18 protein-coding genes are annotated in these 26,503 nt (G+C 66.8%); 8 read left to right on the top strand and 10 right to left on the bottom strand.

From position 1 onward, the window contains the following. The first annotated feature begins 10 nt into the window (after positions 1 to 10). From ATE70_RS15750 to phbB, 4 genes are all read left to right on the top strand, one after another. Entirely contained in the window at positions 11 to 2,299 is a 2,289-nt protein-coding gene (locus tag ATE70_RS15750) for a xanthine dehydrogenase family protein molybdopterin-binding subunit (protein ID WP_058538828.1), read from the top strand. Next, positions 2,296 to 3,267, top strand: coding sequence for a ferrochelatase (gene hemH, locus ATE70_RS15745; protein ID WP_058538827.1), 972 nt, complete (start codon positions 2,296 to 2,298; stop codon positions 3,265 to 3,267). Before ATE70_RS15750 ends, hemH begins: the two co-directional genes overlap by 4 nt. Before the next feature lie 94 nt (positions 3,268 to 3,361). Continuing rightward, positions 3,362 to 4,906: a DUF1963 domain-containing protein gene (locus ATE70_RS15740; RefSeq protein ID WP_058538826.1), complete on the top strand. Its 1,545-nt coding sequence runs from the start codon at positions 3,362 to 3,364 to the stop codon at positions 4,904 to 4,906. A 106-nt stretch (positions 4,907 to 5,012) separates the two neighbouring features. Continuing rightward, positions 5,013 to 5,735 (top strand): acetoacetyl-CoA reductase, encoded by a 723-nt coding sequence (phbB, locus tag ATE70_RS15735; RefSeq protein ID WP_058538825.1) that lies wholly within the window; start codon positions 5,013 to 5,015, stop codon positions 5,733 to 5,735. Between the two features lie 171 nt (positions 5,736 to 5,906). Here the strand turns inward: phbB and ATE70_RS15730 are convergent, their stop codons facing one another. Next, positions 5,907 to 6,659: a helix-turn-helix domain-containing protein gene (locus tag ATE70_RS15730; protein ID WP_058538824.1), complete on the bottom strand. Its 753-nt coding sequence runs from the start codon at positions 6,657 to 6,659 to the stop codon at positions 5,907 to 5,909. Between the two features lie 150 nt (positions 6,660 to 6,809). Between ATE70_RS15730 and ATE70_RS15725 the strand changes: the two genes are divergently transcribed. Further along, positions 6,810 to 7,352, top strand: a complete 543-nt coding sequence (locus ATE70_RS15725) for a DUF7010 family protein (protein WP_058538823.1) — start codon at positions 6,810 to 6,812, stop codon at positions 7,350 to 7,352. After that, the gene (locus tag ATE70_RS15720; RefSeq protein WP_058538822.1) at positions 7,349 to 7,594 is read left to right on the top strand and encodes a ribbon-helix-helix domain-containing protein; all 246 of its coding nucleotides are present in this window, start codon (positions 7,349 to 7,351) and stop codon (positions 7,592 to 7,594) included. The genes ATE70_RS15725 and ATE70_RS15720 overlap by 4 nt, the downstream gene beginning before the upstream one ends. Here ATE70_RS15720 and ATE70_RS15715 read toward each other — a convergent pair. The 3 genes from ATE70_RS15715 to ATE70_RS15705 form a co-directional block, all read right to left on the bottom strand. After that, positions 7,579 to 8,436, bottom strand: coding sequence for an ATP-grasp domain-containing protein (locus tag ATE70_RS15715; RefSeq protein WP_058538821.1), 858 nt, complete (start codon positions 8,434 to 8,436; stop codon positions 7,579 to 7,581). The genes ATE70_RS15720 and ATE70_RS15715 overlap by 16 nt on opposite strands. Then, positions 8,436 to 13,133: an NAD-glutamate dehydrogenase gene (locus tag ATE70_RS15710; protein WP_058538934.1), complete on the bottom strand. Its 4,698-nt coding sequence runs from the start codon at positions 13,131 to 13,133 to the stop codon at positions 8,436 to 8,438. Before ATE70_RS15710 ends, ATE70_RS15715 begins: the two co-directional genes overlap by 1 nt. Positions 13,134 to 13,296: 163 nt before the next feature. Continuing rightward, positions 13,297 to 14,655, bottom strand: a complete 1,359-nt coding sequence (locus ATE70_RS15705) for a hypothetical protein (RefSeq protein ID WP_058538820.1) — start codon at positions 14,653 to 14,655, stop codon at positions 13,297 to 13,299. A gap of 323 nt (positions 14,656 to 14,978) precedes the next feature. On the opposite strand from ATE70_RS15705, the gene ATE70_RS15700 reads away from it, so the two are divergent. Further along, a complete protein-coding gene (locus tag ATE70_RS15700; protein WP_156419832.1) occupies positions 14,979 to 15,419 on the top strand; it encodes a DUF983 domain-containing protein in 441 nt (146 codons plus the stop codon). Further along, positions 15,376 to 16,779, top strand: coding sequence for an aminotransferase-like domain-containing protein (locus ATE70_RS15695; protein ID WP_231732671.1), 1,404 nt, complete (start codon positions 15,376 to 15,378; stop codon positions 16,777 to 16,779). The genes ATE70_RS15700 and ATE70_RS15695 overlap by 44 nt, the downstream gene beginning before the upstream one ends. A gap of 7 nt (positions 16,780 to 16,786) precedes the next feature. On the opposite strand, the gene ATE70_RS15690 is transcribed toward ATE70_RS15695, so the two are convergent. The 6 genes from ATE70_RS15690 to hemA all read right to left on the bottom strand — a co-directional run bounded on the left by ATE70_RS15690 (position 16,787) and on the right by hemA (position 26,454). After that, a complete protein-coding gene (locus ATE70_RS15690) occupies positions 16,787 to 18,196 on the bottom strand; it encodes an efflux transporter outer membrane subunit (protein WP_058538817.1) in 1,410 nt (469 codons plus the stop codon). A 145-nt stretch (positions 18,197 to 18,341) separates the two neighbouring features. Beyond that, entirely contained in the window at positions 18,342 to 21,533 is a 3,192-nt protein-coding gene (locus ATE70_RS15685; RefSeq protein ID WP_058538816.1) for an efflux RND transporter permease subunit, read from the bottom strand. Between the two features lie 151 nt (positions 21,534 to 21,684). Further along, positions 21,685 to 22,956 carry an efflux RND transporter periplasmic adaptor subunit gene (locus ATE70_RS15680; protein WP_058538815.1) on the bottom strand — a complete coding sequence of 424 codons (1,272 nt, stop codon included), beginning with the start codon at positions 22,954 to 22,956 and terminating at the stop codon, positions 21,685 to 21,687. A 461-nt stretch (positions 22,957 to 23,417) separates the two neighbouring features. Then, positions 23,418 to 24,038: a TetR/AcrR family transcriptional regulator gene (locus ATE70_RS15675; RefSeq protein ID WP_082521505.1), complete on the bottom strand. Its 621-nt coding sequence runs from the start codon at positions 24,036 to 24,038 to the stop codon at positions 23,418 to 23,420. Between the two features lie 189 nt (positions 24,039 to 24,227). Then, the gene (locus tag ATE70_RS15670; protein WP_058538933.1) at positions 24,228 to 24,608 is read right to left on the bottom strand and encodes an OsmC family protein; all 381 of its coding nucleotides are present in this window, start codon (positions 24,606 to 24,608) and stop codon (positions 24,228 to 24,230) included. A gap of 631 nt (positions 24,609 to 25,239) precedes the next feature. Next, a complete protein-coding gene (gene hemA / locus ATE70_RS15665) occupies positions 25,240 to 26,454 on the bottom strand; it encodes a 5-aminolevulinate synthase (protein WP_058538814.1) in 1,215 nt (404 codons plus the stop codon). Positions 26,455 to 26,503: the final 49 nt, after the last annotated feature.

The raw sequence follows: 26,503 nt of genomic DNA, 5'->3' as shown, positions 1-26,503 counted from the left end.
AGCAGCGAGCATGGCCGGCATTCGCGACATCGTGGGGAAAGATAAATCGCGCCTGCCGCACGTCAGCCGCCGTTCGCTGCTGGTCGGCGCGACCGCGGCGGGCGGGCTGGCGATCGCGTGGAGCCTGTGGCCGCGCGATTATCAGCCGAACCTCACCGCCGCCCCCGACGAACATATCTTCAACGCCTTCCTCAAGATCGGCGACGACGGCCACATCAGCGCGATCGTCCCGCAATGCGAGATGGGGCAGGGCGTCACCACCTTGCTGCCGCAGATCATGGCCGACGAACTCGGCGCCGACTGGCGGACGATCGCGGTCGAGAGCGCGCCGATCAACCCGCTCTATACCAACACGCTGCTGATCGACGAGGATAGCGCGGTCTTCACCCCGCGCGCCGGTGTCCCCGATTTCGTGTCCGATGTGCGCAGCTGGGCGCGCCGCGAATGGGCGGTGCGCCACGCGGTGATGCTCACCGCGAACAGCTCGTCGGTGCGCATGTTCGAAGCACCGTGCCGCGCCGCGGCGGCGCAGACGCGCGCGCTGCTGATGATGGCGGCGGCCAATCGCTGGGACGCCGACTGGGAAGAATGCGACACGCAGGACGGCTTCGTCACCCATGGCAAGAAAAGGCTGCGCTTTGGTGATGTCGCGGCGGCCGCGGCGCTGCTCGAACCGCCCGCCGAGCCCGTCTATCGTGCCAGCAGTTCGGACCCGCTTTACGGCAAGGAGCTGACGCGGCTCGATCTGCCCGCCAAGATCGACGGCTCGGCCAATTATGCCGGCGACATCCGCCTGCCCGACATGGTGTTCGCGGCGATCCGCCAGGGCCCGCTCGGCGCGACGCGGCTGAAAAGCATCGACCGCGAGAAAGGGCTCGGCTCGCCCGGCCTGCTGCATGTCGTCACGCATGAGCGCTGGGTCGCGGCGGTCGCGCGCAACTGGTGGGCCGCGAACCGCGCGCTCGACCGCTTCGCGCCCGTCTTCGAAACCGAAGGCACCCCGATTTCGACCGACCGGATCGACACGGCGCTGAAATCGGCGCTGAAGGACGAGGGCTATCGCATCGCAAGCGAAGGCGACGTCGCCGAGGCGATGGAAGGACGGCAGAAAATCGCCGCCGAATATGCCGTCGCGCCCGCGCTCCACGCCGCCATCGAAACGCGCACCGCGACCGCCGCGCCCGACGGCGACGGCCTGCGCGTCTGGGTCGCGACGCAGGCGCCCGCGCAATGCCGCGATGCGGTCGCGCGCGCGACGGGGCTGGCGCCCGCCAATGTCACGCTGTTCCCGATGATGGCGGGCGGATCGTTCGACGCCTGCCTCGACCACAATGTCGCGGTGCAGGCGGCGATCATCGCGCTGCAGGTAAAACGCCCCGTCCAGCTCGCCTGGTCGCGCGCCGAAGAGATTATGCGCCTGCCGCCGCGCGCGCCCGCGCGCGCCAAGCTGACCGCCACGCTCAACGCCGCGGGCGGGATCGACGCACTCGTCACGCGCATCGCCGTTCCCTCGACCAACCATGAATTTCGCGACCGGCTGTTCGACAACACGCCGGCGGACGTCGCGCAGCGCGCAGCGGCGGGCAACCCCGATGCGGCTGCGGTCGAGGGTGCGGCGAGCAGCTATGCGATCCCGCACTTCGCGGTCGACCATTGCCCCGCCGACATCGGCCTGCCGACGGGGCGCTGGCGCGGCAACGCCGACAGCTACACCGCGTTTTTTACCGAATGTTTTATCGACGAGATGGCGGCGCGCGCCGGAACCGATGCGCTGTCCTATCGCATGGCGATGCTCGGCAATGCACCGCTGCTCGCGCGCTGCCTGCTCACCGCGACCAGCCTTGGCGGCTGGGAGGGCGGATTGTCGGGGACGGCGCAGGGGCTCGCGTGCCATGCAATGCGCGGCAGCCATATCGCGCTGATGGCGACCGCGCGGCCAAGCGAGCGCGGGCTGCAGGTCGAGCAATTGGTCGCGGTGGTCGACGCCGGGCGCCTCGTGAATCCTGTGATCGCGCGGCAACAGATCGAGGGCGGGCTGATCTTCGGCCTCGCGGCCGCGGTCGGCGCGACCACCGACTATGAAGGCGGCCTCGCGACCGCGCGCAAATTGGGCCAGCTCGGCCTGCCCGACCTGTCGCAAACGCCGCAAATATTGGTCGAATTCGTCGAAAGCGACCGCGAGCCCGGCGGGCTCGGCGAAATCGGCGTTCCCGTCGTCGCCCCTGCGATCGCCAACGCGATGTTTGCCGCCACCGGCCGCCGCATCCGCCGCCTGCCCCTCTCGGCGCACCCGCTGTGAGCGCGCCGCCACAGATTGGCGTTCTGCTCGTCAACCTCGGTACCCCCGATGCCCCCGACGCGCGCTCGGTACGGCGCTACCTTGCCGAATTCCTGTCCGACCGCCGCGTCGTTGAAATTCCGCAAATCCTGTGGCAGCCGATCCTGCGCGGGATCATCCTGACCACCCGCCCGAAGAAATCGGCGCATGCCTACGCGCAAGTGTGGACCGACGAAGGCTCGCCGCTCGCCGCGATCACGCGCCGTCAGGCCGAAGCCTTGCAGGCGGCGTTCGGAGAAACGGTGCGGGTCGCTTATGCGATGCGCTATGGCGAACCGGCGATCGGCGCGGCAATCGATGCGCTGAAGGCGGCGGGATGCGACCGCATCCTCATCGCACCGCTCTATCCGCAATATTGCGCCGCGACGACCGCGACCGTCGTCGATGCGGCGGGCCAGCATCTGCAATCGCTGCGCTGGCAGCCGACGCTGCGTTTCCTGCCGCCCTATCATGCCGATGCCGCTTATCTGGGCGCGCTGAAGATATCGGTCGAGACGGCACTGGCCGCGCTCGACTTCACCCCCGACGTCCTGCTCGCAAGCTTCCACGGCATGCCCGAGCGCACGCGGACGCTCGGCGATCCCTATCACGACCAGTGCCAGGCGACCGCACGGCGGCTTTCGGACGCGCTCGGCAGGCCGGTCGAGGTCAGTTTCCAGTCGCGCTTCGGGCGCGCCAAATGGCTCGAACCCGCGACCGACACGCGCCTCGAACAACTCGGCCGCGACGGCCGCAGCGTCGCGATCTTCGCGCCGGGCTTTGCCGCCGATTGCCTCGAAACGCTCGAGGAACTGGCAATCCGCGGCAAACACCAATTCGAAGACGCCGGCGGCAAGGATTTCGCCTATCTCCCATGCCTCAACGCCGATGCGCCCGGCATGGCGATGCTCGAGAGCCTGGTCCGCCGTGAACTCGCGGGCTGGCTCTGATCGCGGCCGCTTACCAACTGTTTAGGTCCATGCGCTAAATTGATCCGACACGGTGCGGAAAGCTTGTTGAACCGCGCCATTTTGGAGATTCGCGATGAACGAGGTCGAATCGGCGGTGCTGATGCTCGCCGGAGTGACGCTGGCCCTATTGGCGATCGTCTTCGCCATCTGGTGGTCGCGGCGACCGCGCACCGCACCCGCCGCGCCGCGAGTTCCGCGCGAGCCCCGTGAAATCCGCCTGCCCAAACTCTCGCGCAAAACCGCACCCGAAGTTGAGGAGGTCGAAATCTCTCCCTCACGGCTCGCGCGGATCAGCCGCAAGGCGCCGCTCGAAATACCCGCCCAGGCCGAATATGAAATCTCGCCCGAGCCCGTCGCCGTTGCCGAGCCCGTCGAGGTTGCCCTCGAACCGGTGATTTCCGGGGTCGAGGACGAAGCGCACCGGATCGAGAAGGCCGATATCGAAGAGGTCACGCTTCGCCTCATTCCCCAGATACCGCCGCGCGACGCCATATCGACGAACAGCTGGCTCGGCGGCCGCCCGCACCTGCCCGCGGGCATGGAATGGCCAAGGATCGACGATCAGCCAGCGGATTTTCTGGCGCAGATCAGCTGCGCCGACCTGCCGCAAGACCTGTGGGGCGGGCTGGGGCCGCGCGACGGCGCGCTCGCCTTCTTCATTCACCGCCGCAAACATACGCTGCGCGTCCTTCACCTGCGCGATACCGGCATGCCGGTTGCACCGCCCTTCACGCTCAACGATCCCGAGGGATGGTTCGGCCCGCATGGCGGCCTCGCTTCGGGCGATCTCGCCTCCTTTGCCGTGCGCGCCTTTCCCGAATGGCCCGTCGACCTCGTCGCCGTCCGCCCGGGCGATACCGATCCGCGCAGCGAGGGCGATCCGGATGAGCCCGGTGCCGCGCTCCACGATCGCGGCTACGACATCGCCGACCCCGCCTTCCATCCCTTCGACTGGGGCAGCATGACCGCGATGGTCGCGCTGCTCGAACAGCGGCTCGACCGGCTGATGACCGAAGCGCCTCCCGAGGCCGACACCGACAATCCCGACGAAATGGAACAATGCGCCGCGCTCAACCGCGAAGCGCGCGCGCGCGCCGAAGAGATTATCGCGATCGTCCGCGACGGCGCCGGGCGCGCCGATTTCTCGGCCGGCGACGCAACCGCGGTGATGGCGGGGCTGCACGCGATCCGCTGGGTCAAGGTGATCCGCTCGGCCGCCCCCGAAACGGGCGCCGAACAGGTCGAGACGATCACCCTGCCGCTGACGACGCACCGCGCCGATGCGAATCTTTGGGTTCACGACTATCAGACGATCCTGTTCGATCGCGCGAAACATGCCTGGTGCGCCAATCCCGACAATCTGTCGGCGCCGGCGCGCGCGCTTTTCGAGCCCTGGTGGCGCACCCTGGCCGAGCGCGAGATGGCGGCGATGGGGCATGAGCCCTTTCGCCACGTCCCCGATTATGACGAGGAACGCGACGCGGTTTTGCTCGAATTGCCGACCAGCGGATTGATGAGCCGCATCTTTGGCGACCGCGACAATCTGGTGGTGACGATCGACAAGGCCAACCTTGCGATCGGCGATTTTTCGAAACTGCGTGTCCAAGTGAGCAGCTAACCGCCTCTATCCCTTGAATAGCTTTGCGATTGACGTTCCGGTAAACTTGCGGCGGCCGCTCGCGCCGCCTAGTCATGGTCCATAACTCTGTGGGAGAGAAGGATTTATGGCACGCATCGCAATCGTTACCGGTGGCAGCCGCGGCATCGGGGAAGCGATTTCCCTGAAACTCAAGGAACAGGGCGTCACCGTCGTCGCCAACTATGGCGGCAATGACGAAAAGGCGCGCGAGTTCACCGACCGCACCGGCATCGCGGCGATCAAATGGGACGTCGGCGACCATCAGGCATGCCTCGACAGCTGCGCGCGCATCGCCGAGGAATTCGGCCCCATCGATATCGTCGTCAACAACGCCGGCATCACGCGCGACGGCACGCTCGCCCGCATGAGCTATGACGACTGGGACGATGTGATGCGCGTCAACCTCGGCGGCTGCTTCAACATGGCGAAGGCGACCTTTGGCGGCATGGTCGAGCGCGGCTGGGGCCGTATCGTCAACATCGGGTCGATCAACGGCCAGGCCGGCCAGTACGGCCAGGTCAACTACGCCGCCGCGAAATCGGGCATCCACGGCTTTACCAAGGCGCTGGCGCAGGAAGGCGCCAAAAAGGGCGTGACGGTGAACGCGATCGCGCCGGGCTATATCGACACCGACATGGTCGCCGCGGTCCCGCCGCAGGTGCTGGAAAAGATCGTCGCGAAGATCCCCATCGGACGCTTGGGTCAGGCCGACGAGATCGCGCGCGGCGTCGCGTTCCTGTGCAGCGAGGATGCGGGGTTCGTGACCGGATCGACGATGTCGATCAATGGCGGGCAGCATATGTACTGACGGGCCGAGGGCGCCAGCAATGTCGTTCGCGCCAGCGAACGGCGAGCTGGAAACCGGTGGCGAAGCCACGGCCCGGCACGGCCAGCGGGGCGGCGATCCGGAAAGATCGCCGAACCCGTCTGACGACAGGCGGCGGCTTTGCCGTCGCCCACCAAGCCGCCCGCATTCCCCCTACTCGATCGTACACCCCACCACGCGCCACGCGCCGCCCTCGCGAACCAGCGACAGCGTTTCGATCGCCCCCGCCTTGTTCGCATAGCTCGTCCGGAACTTGACGAGCTGATAGCCATAGGGCGGCGCGGGCACAAATTCCTCGCCGATCAGTTCGCGCGAGACGACCGCGCCGAGCGGCGTGCGCACCGTCTCCGACACTTGGGCCCACCGCTCGCTGGTGTTGAGCGATTTGAACGCCTGCCCCGTCGCATTCCAGCTGCCGTGCCAGTCGCTTTTGTCGGTGAGGGCAAGCCACTGCCGCGCAGCCTGTGCCGCGGCGGTTTCGGCGGCGGGCGCGGCGGAAGCAGGCTTCGGCGCAGCAGACGGCGCGGCGGTCCCCGACAGGGACGCGAGGGCATAGAGAGCAAGGCTGATCGACATGAATATTCCTCCGGCTATCCAGCCGAAGCGGCGCGACATGCGCCGCGTCCCGGCCGGTGCCCGAAGCCCTTCCATGTCGGTGGCGGCGGCCGCATCCCCCAAAACCCTGTCCGCCAGAAATTGGGGATCCTGCCGTTCGATCTCGCGCAGCTGCCGCGCCGCCTCGCGGCTGCTCGACGCCGACATCTTGCGCCGCGCATCGCGCAGCCGTTCGTTGATCGTGTGGACCGACAGTCCCAGATGCCGCGCCATCGATTTCGCGTCATGGCCATCGACGAGCAGGCGCAACGTCTCTTTTTCTTTTTCGGTGAGCGCCTGAAGTCCTGTCATAAGCCTGTCTGCATTCGCGCCGGATCGGCTGGCCGGTTTACAGAGCGCCGAAATGCCCTGCCACCCCAAATAAATCGTACCCCGATTTTGGACGGCGCGGCGGCGCGGCTGTGGCCTTGCCGCCGCGAATCAAGTCGCTACACCCGGCGCATGACCGACGCCTCACTCCCTGCCGCCCAGCACGACCTCGCGCGCGCTTATGCCGGCGGCGCCCCCGGCGTCCTCGTCTCGGGCCTCGTCTGGCTGATCGCCGGAACGATATGGCAGCTTCACGGCACCACAGCCGCCTTCGCGGCGCTCTTTTTCGGCGGCATGACGATCCATCCGCTCGGTGTCCTCATCGAACGCGCTGCATTCAAGGCACCCAGGGCCACCATCGGCAAGCCGCTCGAAACGCTCGCGATCGAGGCGACGATCCCGCTCTTCGTAGGCGTGCTGATCGCATGGGTGCTACTCGTCCGCGCGCCCGACCTCGCGATCCCGACCTTCGCCGCGATCGTCGGCGCACGCTATTTCCTCTTCCGGACGATGTATGGTGACATCGCCTATTGGGCGCTCGGCGGCGCCATCCTGCTCGTCGCCGGGCTGGCGCTGTTCGGCATCGGCCTTCCGCTCAACCTCGGCATCCTCGTCGGCATCATCGAACTGATCGCCGCCGCGCTGATCCTGCAGCGCTGGCGCGCCCGCCGTTGAACACGCCGCTTCATCCGCCGGTCAAGCGCTCGGTGACGATCGCGGGTCACCCGACCTCGATCAGCCTCGAACCGATGTTCTGGGATGCGCTCGAAGCCGAAGCCGCGCGGCAGGCCTTACCTGTCAACGCGCTCGTCGCGCGCATCGATGTCGAGCGGATGGAAGCCGACGATCCGCCGAACCTGACCTCGGCGATCCGGCAATGGCTGTGGCGGGGCCGGCCCGGTCAGATCGCGCCGTAGACCGCCAGCCCGAACGCCGCCCCCTTGTCGGGCGCATGATGCAGGAACAGCGACGGTTCGATCAGTTCGAGTTCCATGATGTGGAGCTTGCCCGCGGCATCGCCGACCATGTCGACGCGCGCATAGACCGGCGGCGCTGGTGCGGCCGCCAGCGCCGCTGCGGCGAGGGTCTGCGCGGCGTCGCTCGCGTCCCACGGCTCTTCGCGCCCGCCGAACTGTTCCTGCACGCGAAAGTCGCCCGAAGCCGGGCGCTTGACGATCGCGTGGCTGAACTTGCCGGCAAAGAAGAAAAGCGAATATTCGCCCTCGGTCAGGATGCCGGGCATCAGCGGCTGGACCAGCCGCCGGGCGCCGTGGGCATCGGCGGGAATCGGCACACCCGGTACGATACGATGCGTCCCGTCGGCGCCGCCCGAGATCGCGGGCTTGATCACCACCTCGTCGGTCGCGAGCTCGGACATCGCTTCGGTCAGGCTCGCGTCGTCGAGTGCCGCGACCTCGACCGTCGGCACAACCGCGACACCCTTTGCGCCGAGTTCGCCGAGATAGGCTTTGTCGCTGTTCCAGCGCAGCACCGCCACCGGGTTGACCACCGGCAGGCCGGCTTCCTCAAGCCGGTCGAGCAGCGCGTACCAGCCCGCGACGTCGCGCTGATAGCCCCACGCGAAGAGCGGCAGCACCAGATCATAAGCCGACAAATCGCCGGGATCGGTCCACACCCGCTGCTCGACGATCAGCCCGGCCGCGGTCAGCGCCGCCGCCTTGCGGGCGAAAGCGGGCTGCCACTTTTCATAATAGTCGGGCGCCGGGACGAGGATCGCGACGCGGGGCTGAAACGGCATTACCGCCCCAGGAGCCCGCGTGCCTGCCCGGCGATATGCGACAGCATCGCGCCGTTCGGGTTCGGGATCATCCGCGCCCGGTCGACCGTCGCGCGGAACTGCTCGACCCGCGGCGCATGATCGGCGAGCCATTTGGTCACCGCCGCGTCGAGATCGCCCTTCGGCAGCCCGGCGAGGAAGGTCAGCCGCATCTGCTGGAAATCGCGCGCGAGGCTGTTGACGAGCAGGCGTTCCCACGGATCGGCGGGGCTCATATGCGCCGCCAGCGTCTGCGCCCAGTCGAGCCCCAGCGCTTCGCCCAGATGGGTGAAGGCGCTGGTCACCGCGACCTCGTCGTCGCCGCGCCGTTCGGCAAGGTCGACGATGCCGATCGCGCCGTCGGTCTTGAACAGCCGCACGACCGACGCGGTCAGCGCCTCGGGCGCGCCCGCGTCGAGCAGTTGCTGCGTCAGCATGTCCCATTGATGCTTGACCGAAGGGCTGAGCAGCGCGTCGACACTCGCGTTGAGGCGGTCGACGCCGGGTTCGAGCCGCGCGACGACGGGACCCGGCTGCGACAATGTCTGCGTCACGCGCAGCAGGTCGGCCATTTGCGAGGTCATCGCCGACGCGGCCTGGCTGAACAGCGACAGGCGGATGCTCTCGTCGATCTTCGCTTCGTCGAGCGCGTCCCAGATCGCCGGCATTTCGAGCAGCCGTTCGACCGCGACGAACGCCGCGGCGATATCGCCGAGCGCGCAGCCTTCCTCTTCGACGAGCTCGAAGGGATGGACGATGCCCATGCGGTTGATGATGCGGTTCGCGATCTTCGTCGCGATGATTTCGCGGCGCAGCTGGTGATCGGCGATCGCAGCCGCAAAATCGCGCTGCATCTCGTCGGGGAAGGCCGCGGCAAGGTCGCTGCCGAGCGCCGGGTCGTCGGGGAGGTCGCTGTTCTCGATCGCATCCTGCAGCGCGAGTTTCGCGGTCGACAGCAGCACCGCCAGTTCGGGGCGCGTCAGCCCGCGGCCTTCGGCGGCGCGGCGGAGCAGTTCGTCGTTCGCCGCGAGCCCCTCGACCTTGCGGTCGAGCCGGCCCGATGCCTCGAACGTCTCCATCAGCCGGACGAGCGACGGCACCGCCGCCGATCCGCCCTTTTCGGCGATCGACAGCGCGAGCGCCTGCAGCCGGTTGTCCTCGAGCACCAGCTCCGACACATTGTCGGTCATGCGCACGAGCAGCGCGTCGCGGTCGTCCTGCGACAGGCGCCCTTCGGCCATCTCGCGGTTCAAGGCGATCTTGATATTGACCTCATTATCCGAGCAATCGACGCCCGCACTATTGTCGATGAAGTCGGTGTTGATCCGCCCGCCCTTCGCCGAGAAGGCGATGCGCGCCGCCTGCGTCGTGCCAAGGTTCGCACCCTCGCCGACCGCCTTGACGCGCAGATCCTCGGCATCGACGCGCAGCGCGTCGTTCGCGGGATCGCCGACCTCGGCATTATTCTGGCTCGCGGCCTTCACATAGGTGCCGATGCCGCCGAACCACAGCAGGTCGACCGGCGCCTTGAGGATCGCCGAAATGAGCGACACCGGGTCGATTTCGGAGACCGACAGGCCGAGCAGCGCCTGCACTTCAGGGGTCAGCGTTATGCTCTTCTGGCTGCGCGGGAAGATGCCGCCGCCCTTCGAGATCAGCTTGGCGTTATAATCGGCCCAGGATGAGCGCGGCAGGTTGAACATCCGCTCGCGTTCCTTCCAGCTCTTCGCCGGATCGGGATTGGGGTCGAGGAAGATGTGGCGATGGTCGAAGGCGGCGGTCAGCTGGATCGCCTTCGACAGCAGCATGCCGTTGCCGAACACGTCGCCCGACATGTCGCCGCAGCCGGCGACGCGGATCGTGTCGGTCTGCACATCGACGCCCATTTCGGCGAAGTGGCGCCGGACCGACAGCCACGCGCCCTTGGCGGTGATGCCCATCGCCTTATGGTCATAACCCTTCGACCCGCCGCTCGCGAACGCGTCGCCGAGCCAGAAGTCGCGCTCCATCGCGAGCCCATTGGCGACATCGGAGAAGGTCGCGGTGCCCTTGTCGGCGGCGACGACGAAATAAGGATCGTCGCCGTCGTGGATCACGACGCCCTTCGGATGCACGACCTTGCCCGCGACCAGATTGTCGGTGATCGACAGCAAGGACCGGATGAAGATGCGATAGCATTCGGTGCCCTCGGCAAACCAGGCATCGCGGTCGAGCGACACGTCGGGCAGCGCCTTGGGATAAAAGCCGCCCTTCGCGCCGGTCGGCACGATCACGGCATTCTTGACGCGCTGCGCTTTCATCAGCCCGAGGATTTCGGTGCGGAAGTCGTCGCGGCGGTCGGACCAGCGGAGACCGCCACGCGCGACCGGGCCGGCGCGCAGGTGAATGCCCTCGACGCGCGGCGAATAGACCCACACTTCGCGCCACGGCAGCGGCTTGGGCAGGCCGGGAACCTGCGCGCTGTCGATCTTGAACGCCAGCGCTTCTTCGGCGGCGGGCGCAAAGGCGTTGGTGCGCAGCGTTGCGCCGATCACCGCGTGGAACAGGCGGAGGATGCGATCCTCGTCGATCGACTTGATGTCGGCAAAGCCCGCCATGATGTCGGCTTCGAGTGCCTCGGCGCGCTTCGCATCGCGCGCCTTCGGATCGTGGAGCGCCGCGAAACGCTCGATCAGCGCGGCGGTCAGCGCGGGCGCATGGCGCAGCGCGCTGACGACCGTGTCCATGCCGTAAGCCGAGCCGCCCTGACGCAGATAGCGGAACCAGGCGCGCAGCCAGACGATCGCGCGCGGGTCGGTCTGGTTGGTGAGCACCAGCTCGTTGAACGCGTCATTCTCGGCGCGCCCGTCGAGCACCGCCGCGATCGCGCCCTCGAGCACTTCGGCATAAGGAAGCAGCGCGAGCTCGTCGACGTTGGCGGGCAGCCGCAAGGTGAAATCGTGGATCACGATCGCCTGCTCGTCGTCGCCCTCGGCGCCGGGGGCGCGGCTGTTCAGCGCGGTCGGGATTTCCTCGAGCACCTCGAAGCCGAAATGTTCAAGCGCGGGGACGACCGCGGACAGCGCGAGCGGGCCGGCCGCGCTATAAACTTTGAGCCGCAGGCGATCGTCGCCGTCGAGGCTCTTGCGCGCGAGGCGCACGCTGCGCGGGTTGGCGGCGTCGAGATCGCGCAGGCGCAGGATGTCGCGCGCCGCTTCCTCGGGATTATAGAGGTTGCGGTAATTGGGCGGGAAGGTCGGCGCAAAGCGCGCCGCGAGTGCTGCCGCGCGGCCCGGTTCGCCGCGCTTCGCCAGCGCCGCCTCAACCTCGGGCTGCCAGCCGCGCACCATCTGTTCGAGCTGCGCGTTGAGCGCCTCGGTATCGGGAACAACGCCGCCGCTGCGCAGGTCGAGCGTGTAGCGCAGCAGCGCCGCGCCGCCGTCTTCGAGCACCATCGTCCAGCCGATCACGCCGGCTTTCGCTTCGCGCACCAGCAGCGATTCGACCGCGAGGCGGCGGCCGGTCGACACTTCGTCGCGCGGCAACCAGACAAAGGCGAACAGGTGGCGGCCCAGCGCGCTCTGCACCGTCACCACCTTCGGCCGCGGCCGGTCGGTGATCGACATCGAGGTCAGCACCAGCTCTTCGAGCGAGGCGGCGTCGAACGCGATCAGCAGGTCGTGCGGCAGCGCGGTCAGCGCATGCGCGAGCGCCTTGCCCGCGTGGCCCGTGGGATCGAAGCCGAACTTCGCCATCAGTGCTTCGAGCTGCGCGCGCAGCATTGGCACCTTCGCGGGCGGCGCCGACAGCGCCTGGCTCGTCCACAGGCCGGCATGGATCGACAGCCGCTCGACCTTCTTGCCCTTCACTTCGGGCACGATGACGAGGTCGAGCAGCACGCGGCGGTGCACCGCCGACAGCCGGTTCGACTTGATCAGCAGCGGCGCATGGCCGCCCTTGTCGAACCATGCGAAGGCGGCTTCGAGTGCAGCCGGTGAAAGCAGCTGGCTTTCGCTGCTCTCGCTGATCCCCAGCGAATCCTGAACCTTGCCATCGCGCGTCCGCCACTCATGGCCAAGCTGGGTCATCGAGCCGCCCTCGAACCAGCGCAGCAGTTCGGCGGCTTCGCCCTCGACGCGCATCGCGGCGTCGGCGAGCATCGCGGCGCGCATCGCGCGCCAGTCGCGTACCGCCGCGCGGACGTCGCGCAGCGCGGCTTCGAGCCCGTCGAGCAGGCGCCGGCGCGCGCGCGCATCGCCGCGCTCAAGCTCGATATAGATGACCGACTCGCGCGTTCCGCCCTCGCCCGCTTCCTGCAGATGCCCCTTGGCATCGCGCTTCACCGCGACGACGGGGTGAAGGATGCGGTGGACCGCCAGCCCCTGCGCGGCGACCGCCTGCGAGGTCGAATCGACGAGGAAGGGCATATCGTCGTTGATGATCACGAGCCGCATGCGGCGGTCGGTGCCGTCGGCAGCGATCGGTTCGAGGAGCAGCGACGGGGTCGCTTCGGCGCGATCGAGCGCAGCGCGCGCGGCGAACTGGCTCGCGTCGGCGAGCGCCGCCTTGTCCATATCGTCGCCCTCGCCCGGCAGCGCGCTGCCACGCAGCGCCGCCAGATAGGCGGCGGCTATTTTCGAAGGAATTTTGGCGGTGGTGGTGGTGTCCGTTTCCGGCGTGTCGGACAAATTCTGAGACATAAAGTGCAGCATCCCGAACCAAAGAGGGGGACCCAGCCGACGATCGGCGGGGGCCCGTTCGCTGCCGCCCCCTATGCGCCTCAGCGGCGCGCGGCTCAAGACCTCGTTCGCGCGCCCGCGTAAAATAATTTCAATTTTCGGATTTTCTGTTGCGTGAACGCTCTCAGCCGTTCTGCGTGATCGGAACCGCCTTCTTCGCCAGCTTCGCCACCAGCGCCGGATCGTCGGCCGCCTTGGCGACGATGCCGATGTGCCCGCCCGGCATCGCGCGCGCGATCAGCACGACGAATTCGGCGCCGCCGGCGTCATGCTCAAGGATGAGCGCCGGGTGCGCGCGGCGCAATGCGTCGAGCGTCTCGTCGGGACGTTCGGCGGCGTCGGCCGGCTTGCGGCGCGCGCGCGCGTCCTTGACCAGCCCCTTGAGCCCGCCCGGATAGCGGTCGAGATAGGCGCTGAGTTCGCCGCGCCCCACGCCTTCGTCCTTGGCATGACCGAGCACGCAGGCATATTCGGCAAGCCGCGTCTTGTCATAGGTCGCGCCGAAAACCAGCTTCACGACCGGGGTCATCGGTGCGCGCTCCTGCATCGCCAGCCCGGCGTCGTCGAGCAGCGCGGCAAAGGCGTCGGGCTGCTCCTCGGCGGCGAGCGCGAAATCCCACGCCTTGCCGACCGCCTGATAGAGCGCACCGCGACTCCGGCTGTCGGCGGCGATCGCGCGTTCGGCGGTTTCGCGTGCGAGCGCGAGCCAGTCGGCGAGTTCGGCATCCTGCCCCGGATCGACCGGCACCTCGTCCGCGTCCCCGTCGTCTTCGTCCGCCTCGACCTCGGCATCCAGCAAGAGCTCTTCATCCTTGCCCAGCCCGGCGAAACCGGGGGCCGCATCGACCGCGACATCGTCGTCGAGATGCTGCGAGTCGGGACCATCGGCCCACACGGGCACCGGCGCGGTCAGCGGCGCGGCGCTGCGCAGCGCCTGTTCGACCGACAGCTGCAGTTCCTCGGCCTGGTCGGCGGCAACAGCCTCCTTCCAGTTGATCACACCCATGATGAAATCGATCGTGTCGTCGTCGGACGAAAAGGGCAGCAAGATGCCGCGGTACATGATCGTCGTGCCGCGATCGTTGACGAACTCGGCCTCGAAGCCGATCGGCGCACGGTTGGCGATGATCTGGAGATAATGGTCGGTGAGGCGCGACAGCAGGGATCGGCCCGGAATCTGGCTGATATAATGGACGTCCTCGTCGATCTGCGATTCTTCGCGCAGCGTGTCGCCGAGGAAGGCGAGTCCGGGGTTTTCGACCCCGGCGGTGAAGTCGAGCAATACCGAGTGCGAGCCGAAATCGGCGCCGTCGAGGTCGAGGTCCTCGACCGACGGATAAGCGCGGTCGGCGAGCAGCGAGGCCCAGTAATTATAGGCCCGAACCTGCATCCGCCGTTCGTCGACGCCGACGGACGCGGGCGCGTCGATCGCTCCATCCTCCTGGTCGTGGCTGCCCGAAAGCAGTCCGCGCATGCTGTCCATCATTTGTCCCCAGTCGCAAACATCGGTAAATCTTATGCACCGGGACTGGTAAAAGCGGCGTAAACGATGGCGGGGGCGATCCGCGCTTTGCGCCGCCGCGCTTCGCGACGCGATTGTACGGCAAAAAGAGCGGCCAAATGCCTCTTTGGCCTGAAATCGCTCCATTATGCATGGGTCATATTTAGATAATCACCATGCCATAAACCCGGGAAATCCATATAACCATTCTATGTCATATGGTTAGGCTTCTCCTTCACTTGCCCAAATCTCCGCACCATATGCTTTTTGCATGGCATATATGATGCTTTCTGTTGGAGTCGGACATGACGAGCGGTGATATGGGCAACGAAAAGCTGCGCTGGATTCTCTGGTCGGGCTGGCACGGAAAATGCCCCGAATGCGGCAAGGGCCATATGTTCCGCTCGTGGCTGAAACTCGCCGATCATTGCGAGAATTGCGGGCTCGATTTCAGCTTTGCCGCGCCCGACGACGGCCCCGCCTTTTTTTCGCAGTGCATCGTGGCGTTCCCGCTGACCTTCGTGATCGTGTGGCTGCAGATCGCCTACAGCCCGCCGCTGTGGGTCCATCTGGTCTTTTCGATCCCGATCATGGTCATCGGGTGCGTGCTGCCGCTGCGCCCGATCAAGGGCTGGCTGGTCGCCTCGCAATATGTGAACAAGGCGCAGGAATCGGGGACCGAGCATCTGTGGGCGAAGCTGAATGCGCGCGAAAAACATGAAGCGGACGAACGGCGTGGCGGGTGACGCATGGCTCCCCGACATCGCGAACGCGGCAGGGCCCAAATATAAGGCGGTGACCGCCGCAATATCGGCGGCGGTCGCGCGCGGCGAGCTGCGCCACGGCGATCGCCTGCCGCCGCAGCGCGACCTCGCGGTGAAACTCGGCATCGACCTCACCACGGTGACCAAAGCCTATGACCTGGCGCGCCAGCGCGGCCTGATCGTCGCGCGCGGCCGCGCGGGCAGCTTTATCCGCGAGGATGTGCGGACCGGCGAGGTGGCGACCGCAGCGCAAAGCGACATCGCGATGAACAGCCCGCCGATCCCGATCGAAAGCCGGTTGACCGATGCGATGGCATCGGCGCTGGGCACGCTGGGGCGTGCCGACGGTCTCGCGCGGCTGCATTATCAGCGGCCGGGCGGCGCCGCGGCGGACCGCGAAAGCGGCGCCGAACTGCTCGCTCGCACCGGCCTGTCGTCTTCGGTCGAGCAGATCATCGTCACCGCCGGCGGGCAAAATGGGCTGCACGCCATTGCTTCGGCGATCCTCAAGCGCGGCGACCGCGTCGCGTGCGGGCGCTTCGTCTATCCCGGCTTCGCCGCGATCGCCCGGCGCATCGGGGTCACCCTCGTCCCGCTCGCCGCAATGACCGCCGAAGCGTTGGAGGCGGCGCATGCCGCGGCCCCGCTCCGCGCACTCTACGTTGTGCCAACCAACGACAATCCGACCACCGCGACGATCGGGATCGGGGAACGGCGGGCCATCGCCGCGTGGGCCGAGGAAACGGGCGTCCAGATTATCGAGGACGATGCCTATGGCCTGCTCCCCGACGCGCCGATCCCCGCGATCGCGAGCTTCGCGCCGCGGGTCGGCTGGTATGTCACGAGCATGGCGAAGATCGTCTCGCCCGCGCTGCGCGTCGGCTTTGTCCGCGCGCCGGGGGTGGCCGAGGCCATGCAAATCGCGGCGTGCCAGCATGAAAGCGCGGTGATGGCGCCGCCGCTCAACGTCGCGATGGTATCGCTATGGCTGGCCGACGGAACGCTCGACGCGTTGATCGACGCGGTGCGCAAGGAGGCGAGTTGGCGGCAGCGGCTGGCGCACAGCGTGCTGGGTGACGGACGCCATGCCGCACACCCCCAAGGCTATCACTTCTGGCTGCCGCTGGCGGTCGATATCCAGCCCGACACGCTCGCCGCCGCGCTCGCGCTCGACGGGCTGTCGGCGGTGCAAGCGGACCGCTTCGCGGTTGCCGCCGACACGCCCAGAGCGATGCGCATCTCGCTCGGCGGGACGATCGACCGCCGCGGGCTTTCGCGCGCGCTGCACCGGCTCGCGGCGCAGCTATGGACGCCCGGCGGCGCGGCGAGCCATATCGTCTGACGCGGCCCTAGGTCGACCAGCCGCCCGCGAGTGCGCGGAACAACGCGATCTGGCGCCGCGAAATCTGCCCGTCCTGCGCAGCGAGCACCGCTTCGGTTTCCGCGAACGTCCGTTCGGCATCGAGCCATTCGAGCGAATCCGACGCGCCTTCCTGCCGCTTCGCGCGCACGATCCGCGCCGCGCGTTCGGCCTGATCGCGCGCGGCGCGCAGCGCCTGCCGCTGTTCGAGCGAACGCGCATAGGACGACAGCGCCGTCTCGGTTTCCTCGAGCGCGCGCAACACCGTGCCGTCGAATTCGGCCAGCGATGCCTGCGTGTCCGCCTCGGCCGCCGCGATCCGCGCCCGCGCAGGCTCCTGATTCGGGAACGCCCAGTTGAGCAGCGGCCCGAGCAGCCAGCGGATCGGCCCACCGCCGAACACATCGCCGAAGCCCGATCCGGTCGACCCGGCCGAACCGCCGAGCGTGATGCGCGGGTAGAGATCCGCGGTCGCGACGCCGATCCGCGCGGTGTCGGCGGCCAAGCGGCGCTCGGCGGCGCGAATGTCGGGACGGCGCTTCAATAGCGCCGCCCCATCACCGACCGGGATGGGGTCGGTGATTTCGAGGCTGATGTTGCGATCCGCCGCGATCGCGGGGAGCGCAGCGGGGGCACGACCGGTCAGAGTCGCGAGGCGGAACAACGCCGCCTGCCGCTCGGCCTCGATGGAGGGGATGTCGGCCGAACGCTGGTCGCGCAGCGTCGTGATGCGCGCGAGGTCGAGCCCCGTCGCCATCCCGACCTCCTTGCGGCGTTCGGTGAGCTTCACCTGCTGGTCGAGCAGGCTGACGATGCGCCGCGCGACATCAAGCCGCGCCGCGCCCGAAGCCGCATCGGCATAGGCCTGCGTCGTGTCGGCGGCGACGATCACGCGCACCGCGTCGGCATTGGCTTCGGCGGCGGCGGTGTCACCGCGCGCGGCCTCGATCGAGCGGCTGACGCGGCCGAACAGGTCGACCTCGTACGAGACATTCAGCCCGACATCGACCGCCCAATCTTCGCGGGGCGAGCCCGGCAGGCGCTGGTCTTCGGGGCTGCGGCCGTAATTGGCGCCGGCACCGATCTCGCCCTGCGGCAGCCGATCCCCACGCGCGCCGCGCAAGGATGCACGGGCGCGGGCGATGTTAGCGACCGCAACGCGAACGTCGGTGTTGTTCGCCAGCGCATCGCCGACGAGCCCGTCGAGAACGGGATCGTCATAAAGGCGCCACCAGTCGCCCGCGACCGGCGCAAGCGACACCGCGGGGCTGTTCGCCGAGACGAACGGCCCGGTGGCGACAGGCGCCGACGCCGATTTCGGCTCGGCATAGTTGGGGCCGACCGCGCAGGCGGCGAGCGTCAGCGCCGAGGCGGCGGTGAGGATATTGCGGAGGATCATGATCCTTCTCCTGAAATTCTATCGCTAAAGAAGCCTATGTGCTCCCGCGAAGGCGGGAGCCCATCTCCCGCCGGCGCAAGTTGGGGCCGACCGGAGATGGGTCCCCGCCTTCGCGGGGACACGCGGAAAAGAAGACATTTTTTCATCACTCAGCCGGAACCGGCAGTGCCGTCCCGTGGTCGTCCGACCCGCGTCGCGCGCGCCGCTCTGCCGACCACTGGCTGAGCGCGCGTGCGACGACGTAGAAGGTCGGGGTGAAGATGAGGCCGAACGCCGTCACGCCGAGCATGCCGAAGAAGACCGCGGTCCCGAGCGCCTGGCGCAGTTCTGCCCCCGCCCCGCTTGCGATCAGCAGCGGCACGGCGCCGAGGATGAAGGCAAAGCTGGTCATCAGGATCGGGCGCAGACGGTCGCGCGCGGCACGCACCGCGGCTTCGATCGGCGACAGCCCATCCTCTTCCTCGGCCTGCTTGGCGAATTCGACGATCAGGATCGCGTTCTTCGCAGCAAGCGCGATGAGCACGACGAGCCCGATCTGCGTCAGCACATTATTGTCCATGCCGCGCAAATTCACGCCGACCATCGCCGCGAGCAGACACATCGGGACGATGAAGATGATCGCCAATGGCAGCATCAGGCTTTCATATTGCGCCGCGAGCACGAGGAAGACGAAGACCACCGCGAGCGCGAAGACGATACCCGCGGTGTTCGCCGCCGCCTTCTGCTGGAAGGCGATGCCCGTCCATTCGGTGCCGTAGCCCGCCGGGAGCGTTTCCGACGCGAGCTTCTCCATCGTCGTCAGCGACGCGCCCGACGACGAGCCCGGAGCGGTATCGCCGTCGATCTCGACCGCGGGGAAGAGGTTGTAGCGCGTGACGCGGTACGGCCCCGTGCGATCCTCGAAGTTCGCGACCGACCCGATCGGCACCATCGCGCCTGAATCGGATCGCGTCCGCAGGTTGGCGATATCGGCGACGGTCTGGCGATAGGGCGCATCGGCCTGCGCGGTGACACGATAGGTGCGGCCGAGCAGGTTGAAGTCGTTGACGAACGCCGATCCCAGATAGACCTGCAACGCTTCGAAGACGCGTTCGGGCGGCACGCCGAGCATATTCGCCTTCGCCCGGTCGATATCGGCATAGACGCGCGGGTTCGACGGGTCGAAGAAGGTGAAGACGTTCGCGAGGCCCGGGGTCTCGTTCGCCTTGCCGATCAGATTGTTCGTCTCGTTCGCGAGCGCGGCATAGCCGTTCCCGCCGCGATCCTGAACGATCATGCGGTAACCGCCCGCCGAGCCGATGCCCTGGATCAACGGCGGCGGGATGATGACGATCTGCGCCTCGGTGATGTCGGCGGTGTTCGCGCGCGCCTGGTTCATGATGTCCTCGAAATTGACCCCGAGCTTCCCGCGTTCCTCGAAGGATTTGAGCGGGAAGTAAGCGGCGGCCGAGTTCGGCGCGAGCGTCTGCGACGGGCCGTCGAAGCCCGCGAGCATCACCGAACCGAGCACACCCTCGATCGGCAGCACGCGGCCAGCGACCTTCTTCAGCACCGCATCGGTGCGTTCGACCGAGGCGCCCGAGGGCAGCTTGGCGACGACGAGGAAATAGCCCTGATCCTGCGCGGGAATGAAGCCCGTCGGCGTCGCCCAGAACAGGCCCGCGGTCGCGGCGATCAATCCGGCATAGGTGACCATCATCTTTTTCGGCGCACGCACCAGCCGGTCGGTCAGCCGCGCATAGCCGTTGCTGAGCCGCTCGAAAGCCTCATTGAAGCGCTCGCCGGCACGGTGGATACGCGCCATCAGCCATCCGTCCGCCTGCGCGGGGGCGTGCGGCCTCAGCAGGATCGCCGCGAGCGCGGGCGACAGCGTGAGCGACAGCACGAGCGAGATGATCGTCGCGGTCGAGATCGTCACCGCGAACTGCTGGTAGAAGGCACCCGACAGCCCGGTAAGGAACAAGGTCGGCACGAACACCGCGCAGAGCACGAGCACGATCGCGACGAGCGCGCCCGAGACCTCATCCATCGACGTGCGCGCAGCTTCGAGCGCGCTCATCCCTTTTTCGAGGTTGCGTTCGACATTTTCGACGACGACGATCGCGTCGTCGACGACGATGCCGATCGCGAGCACCAGCCCGAACAGCGAGAGGTTGTTGAGGCTGTAACCGAACGCCGCGAGCACCACGAAGGTCCCGATCAGCGACACCGGAATCGCGAGCACCGGAATGATCGCCGCGCGCCATTTCTGCAAGAAGACCAGAATGACGATGACGACGAGGATGACGGCTTCGAACAGCGTCTCCATCACCGCGTCGATCGACTGGGCGATGAATTCGGTGGGGTTATAGATGACGCGATATTCGAGGCCCTTGGGAAAGCTTTTCGATGCCGCCGCCATTTCGGCCTCGACCGCCTGCGCCGCGGCGAGTGCGTTCGAACCCGGGCGCTGGAAGGTCGCGAGAATGACCGTCGGATCGCCCGACAAATAGGTGTTCGAATTATAATCCGATGCGCCGAGCTCGACGCGCGCGACGTCCGAGACGCGGACCTGACGCCCGTCGGCGTCGGTGCGGATGACGATATTGGCGAAATCCTTGGGGTCGGTCAGGCGGCCTTGCGTTTCGACACTCAGCTGGAAACTGCTGCCGTTGGCATGCGGCGGCTGGCCGAGCGAACCCGCGGCGACCTGCACATTTTCACGGCGCAGCGCGGTCACGATCTCGCCCGCGGTCAGGTCGAGCGCGGCGGCGCGGCCGGGATCGATCCACACGCGCATCGCATAGTCGCGGCTGCCGAACAGGCGCACGTCGCCAACGCCGTCGATGCGGCTCAAACGATCGCGCAGCTGCGTCAGCGCATAGTTGGAGATGTACGCGCGATCCAGCGACTCGTCGGGCGAAACCAGGTTCACGATCAACAGGAAGTCGGGCGAGGTCTTGCGCGTCACCACGCCGAGGCGCTGCACCGTTTCAGGGAGGCGCGGGGTCGCAATCGCGACGCGGTTCTGCACCAGCACCTGCGCGGCATCGAGGTCGGTGCCGATCTTGAAGGTCACGGTGATCGTGACGACACCGTCGCCGGTCGACTGGCTGCTCATATAGAGCATATTGTCGACGCCGTTGATTTCCTGCTCGATCGGCGCCGCCACTGTGTCGGCGACGGTTTCAGCCGACGCGCCCGGATAGGTTGCGGTCACAGTCACCGTCGGGGGGACGATGTCGGGATATTGCGAGACCGGCAGGCCGATATAGGCGACCGCACCGATGATGGTGATGATGACAGCGAGCACGGCGGCAAAGATCGGCCGGTCGATGAAAAAGCGGGATAGGCGCATGGGAGAGCCCCTGTTCTATGATCTGTAAACCTTCCCCTCCCGCCCCGCGGGAGGGGTAGCGAGACTTGCGAGCTTGCTCGCTAGTCGCAGCGGGGAGGGCATAGCCACCGGCCCTCCCCCGACCCCTCCCGCAAGCGGGAGGGGAGAGAAGTTACCGCGTGAAGGTCGCCTGCGCCGACACCGGTTCGACCGCGGCAGCCGCACCCTCGGGGGGTGCCGTGGCGACGATCTTGCCCGCCTTGGCCACGGCCTTTTCGCCGGGACGCGCGAACTGATAGCCGTTGATGACGACACGATCGGTCGGGGTCAGGCCCGAACGGATGACGCGCAGACCATCGACTTCGGGGCCAAGCTCGACCGGCTTCGCCGCGACCATGCCGTCCTTGCCGACGACATAGACGATCTTGCGCGCCTGGTCGGTCTGCACCGCCGCGGCGGGGATCAACAGCGCGCGCGCCGTCTGGCCGGTCGTCAGGCGCATGTTGCCGAACATGCCGGGGGTCAGGAACATTTCCGGGTTGCGGAAGCTGGCGCGGGCGCGGATCGTGCCCGAACGCGGGTCGAGGCCATTGTCGGTAAAGTCGAGCTGCCCCTTCCAGCGATAATCGCTTTCGTCCTGCAGGCGGACTTCGACCGCCGCACCCTTATCGCCGCCCGCGCGCTTGGTCTTGAGGAACAAAGCTTCGGATCCCTGGAAGGTGAAGTAGACGGGATCGAGCGCGTTGATCGTCGTGAGCAGCGTACCGCCGGCATCGCCCGCCGACACAAGGTTGCCCGCGTCGATCTGGCGATCCGAAATACGGCCGCTCAGCGGCGCGCGAACGACAGTAAATTCGACGTCGAGCGAGCGCGCCGCGATGCGCGCATCGGCACCAGCCAGCGCGGCATTCGCAGCGTTCACCCGCGCACGCAGCCGGTCGATCTCGCTCTGCGACACCGCCTCGACATCGACGAGCCGTCCGGCGCGTTCGAGTTCGAGCCGCGCGAGCGCAAGGTCGCTGCGCGCGCTGGCCGCCGAGGCACGCGCTTCGGCGAGCGCGGCGCGATAGGGGCGCGGATCGATCGTGAAAAGCGGCTGACCCTGACGGACGATCTGCCCGTCGGTGAAGTGGATCGCGGTGATCGCGCCCGAAACGCGCGGGCGCACCTCGACCGCTTTCGATGCCTCGAAGCGGCCGATATATTCGTCCCACAAGGTCACGTCGCGCGCGATCGGCGCCGCGACGGTGAGCACGGGCGCGGGCGCTGCGGCCGCCTGCGGCGGACCGTCGCGGAGCAGCCACCAGGCGCCGACAATGAGCACGAGGAACGCCCCGATCCACGCGGCGCGGCGGCCGCGGCCGGGGTGGAGCAATGTCTTGAGTTCGCGCCGGACCTTCGCGTCGGCGGGGTCGAGTTTTTCGATCGGGGTGTGGACGGTCATGGAAATGCCCTCTTCTTTTCGTTCGTTTTGGCCGCCTGCGCCCCCGGGGGAGGGGGAGGGGGGCGCAGGCAGCCAGCGCCGGAAGCGCATGCCTCCGGCTGGTGTCGCAAATGGTCCTTGTTGCCAGAGGGCCCTCGAGAGAGGACGGCCGCCCTGTCCCGCCACACGCATCCCATGCGCGCGCGGGGTCCCTGTTTATATCTTGCGGGCAAGCGCCTTCGGGCGCCCGACCGGAGCAAGACTCTCTTCCGGGAAATTATTCGATGGTGAAACTTCCGGCCGCCGCACGATCTTTGTCACGCAGCGGCCGGTCTCGGGGGAGAGCCTATCTTTGTATACTGAGTGGTATATAAGTCATGTTGCGCTGCGTCAAGACCATTCTGTACCGGGCAGTAAAATTTTTCTTTCCGAGCGTTTACCGAAACAGTGGGCGTCGGTCTTTCGGCCGGTAAATGCTCAGATCAACGCCCCGGCCAAAGCTTCAGGCTGGTTTCGACGAGCCGCTCCAGCTCGGCGCGCGTCGCGCCGGCGCCGGCCTGCACCGACATGCCCTGGTTCACCGCGGTCAGGAACGCCGCCAGACCTTCGGCGTCGGTGTCGGGCGGGAAGTCGCCCTCTTCCTTGGCGCGCGCAAAGCGTTCGAGCATCGCGCGCTTCGCCGTCGCGCCGCGTTCGAGCACGGCCTGACGAATGCATTCGGCCTCGGCGCCGCACGCAACCGAGGTGATCACGCCAAGGCAGCCGTTCGGATTTTCGGGGCAGGTGTACATGTCGAGCGCCCCGTACATCAGCCGCTCGGCGACGCCGCGCGCGGTCGGCGCATCGAGCGCCGCATGCATATAGTCGGCCTTTTCGCGCTCATAGAGGTCGAGCGCCTTGTTGAAGAGGGCTTCCTTGTTGCCGAAGGCCGCGTACAAACTCGGCTTGGTAATCCCCATCGCCTCGGTCAGATCAGCCATCGACGCACCCTCATAGCCCTTCGACCAGAAGACGCGCAGCGCCGCCGCCAGCGCCATGTCGACGCAAAATTCGCGCGGACGGCCCTTATGCGGTGTGGCGACGGTGGCGGTTTCGATTTCCATAACGGCTGGTATATAAGTGGTAGATCGCAACTTGTCCAGTGGCGCCCCCGATCCCCTATCCTCCCTGTCGCGAAGCAATGGGGAGGTGGCAGCGCGAAGCGCTGACGGAGGGGCCATAACGCAACGTCGCGGCCCCTCCACCATGCTTTGCATGGTCCCCCTCCCCATCGCTTCGCGACAGGGAGGATCCTATGCCAATCTTGTGTCGATCGGCAGCCCGCCCTTCAGCGTCAGCGTCACCGGCGTCCGCTCGGCAATATCGGCGAGCCGTGCTTTCTGTTCGTCGTCGAGCCCCGCGATCGTCAGCACCCGATCGACCCGAAGGCCGTCCTTGTTGACGAGCCGCAGGCCGACATCGACCGATTCGAGCGGCCATTCCTTGCGGTCGGCGTACATGCGCAATGTGATCGCGGTGCACGCGCCGAGGCCCGCGAGCAGGAAATCATAAGGCGCCGGCCCCAGATTCTGCCCGCCCAGCCCCGGCCCCTCGTCGCCGATCAGCTCATGGCCGCCGACGTTGATCGCGGTGCGATAATGATCCTTGCCGATGCGGGCGGTGCCATGGGCCATGCTGCTGTCCTCCATGCGAACGAGTCCGATAGAAACTTCTTTCCCGGCAGGGCGCGCAAACGGCAAGCAGAAAGCGGGACGATTCACAAGCTGGATATCGTCCGCCTGGCTCCGTGTGCGGGGCAAAAGCAAACATCTTGAACTGACCGCCAGGAATCTTACATTGATTTCATCGTCAACAAGCGAAAGGAGGTGGTCGAATGTCTCATTGTCACGCGCCGCATGCGGCAGATTTGAGCATGACCTTCCTCGCGGGGGTCCGGCTCGGATAATCGTCCGCGAACAGGCACGACAATGGAAGGGCTGCTCCGAAAGGGGCAGCCCTTTGTCCTTGGGGCTACCGAACAGCCTCCCTCGTCAGGTTACCGTCAGAAACCGGCGCTACAGATTGCGCGATAGGGGCGACGCCATGGGACCGACGCAAGCGAAGTCTGATTTTGCAACTTGGGAAAAGTTTGGAGCCGAGCCGGAATCTAATTACGCGAAAAAATTGGCAGTTTTCCGGGATATTCCTCTATTCGCAAATCGTCCAGTGCCCCCAAAAAGGCCCCAAATTAATCTTAGACCACTGGATTACATCGGATTTTTGGCCGGCTGCGTACCCTAATCGTGCCGATTCCCACTCAGTTCGTCACGCGGCAATCGGCATGCGATATGGGAAATACCAAGCGGCAAGCGCCGCCGTCAGTGCCTTCATTTCCTCCTCGCCATGCAGCGGACCCGGCGTGAAGCGAAGCCGCTCGGTTCCGCGCGGTACCGTTGGATAGTTGATCGGCTGAACATAGGCGCCATGCTCGGTGAGCAGATGGTCGCTGAGGGCCTTGGCGCGGACAGGGTCGCCCACGAGGAGCGGGACGATGTGCGTGTCGCTCGGCAAGACCGGCAACCCTGCGGCCCGAAACAGCGACTTGAGCCGCTGAGCAGCGGCCCGCTGTCCTTCGCGTTCAGATGTCGACACTTTCAGGTGGCGAACGCTGGCGAGCGCGCCGGCGGCGAGAACAGGCGACAGCGAGGTCGTGAAGATGAAGCCTGGTGCATAGCTGCGAATGCAGTCAATGACTGCGCGGTCCGCGGCGATATAACCGCCCATGACGCCGAAGGCCTTGGCGAGCGTGCCCTCGATCACGCTGACGCGGTGCGCCACTTCATCGCGCTCCGATATACCGCCACCGCGCGAGCCGTACATGCCGACGGCGTGGACTTCATCGAGATAGGTGAGGGCCTGATAGCGATCGGCCAGATCGCAGATCGCGGCGATCGGCGCGACGTCGCCGTCCATCGAATAGACACTCTCGAAGGCGATGAGCTTGGCCCGCGCGGGGTCCGTTTCGGCAAGCAGTGCCTCGAGATGCGCCAGATCATTGTGGCGAAAGATCTTCCGCTCGCATCCCGCATTGCGAATGCCGGCAATCATGCTCGCGTGATTTAGCTCGTCCGAAAATACCACGCAGCTGGGCAGGAGCTTGCCCAGCGTCGCGAGCGTGGCGTCGTTCGACACATAGCCCGACGTAAAGAGGAGCGCACTCTCCTTGCCATGGAGATCGGCAAGCTCGCGCTCGAGTTCGATATGATAATGGGTGTTGCCGCTGATATTCCGTGTGCCGCCCGAGCCCGCACCGACATCAGCGATTGCGGCTTCCATTGCATCGAGGACCGCCGGGTGCTGCCCCATGCCGAGATAGTCGTTCGAACACCAGACGGTGATCGGCCTCGCTTCCCCATCGGCATCGAAGCAGCGCGCGCCGGGGTAGGCGCCGCGGTCCCGCAGGATATCGACGAACACCCGATAGCGTCCCTCGTCGTGCAGGCGCGCGATCGCATCGCTGAAAATCTGGTCGTAGCGCATGAGCCTGCCCCTAAAGGTTGAAATAGCCGGGATATGAGGCTTCTATCTG

Source organism: Sphingopyxis sp. H053, from assembly GCF_001468225.1.
Classification (GTDB): Bacteria; Pseudomonadota; Alphaproteobacteria; order Sphingomonadales; family Sphingomonadaceae; genus Sphingopyxis.
The sequence above is the reverse complement of the archived record's forward strand: the minus strand, read 5'-3'. Positions and strand labels throughout refer to the sequence as shown.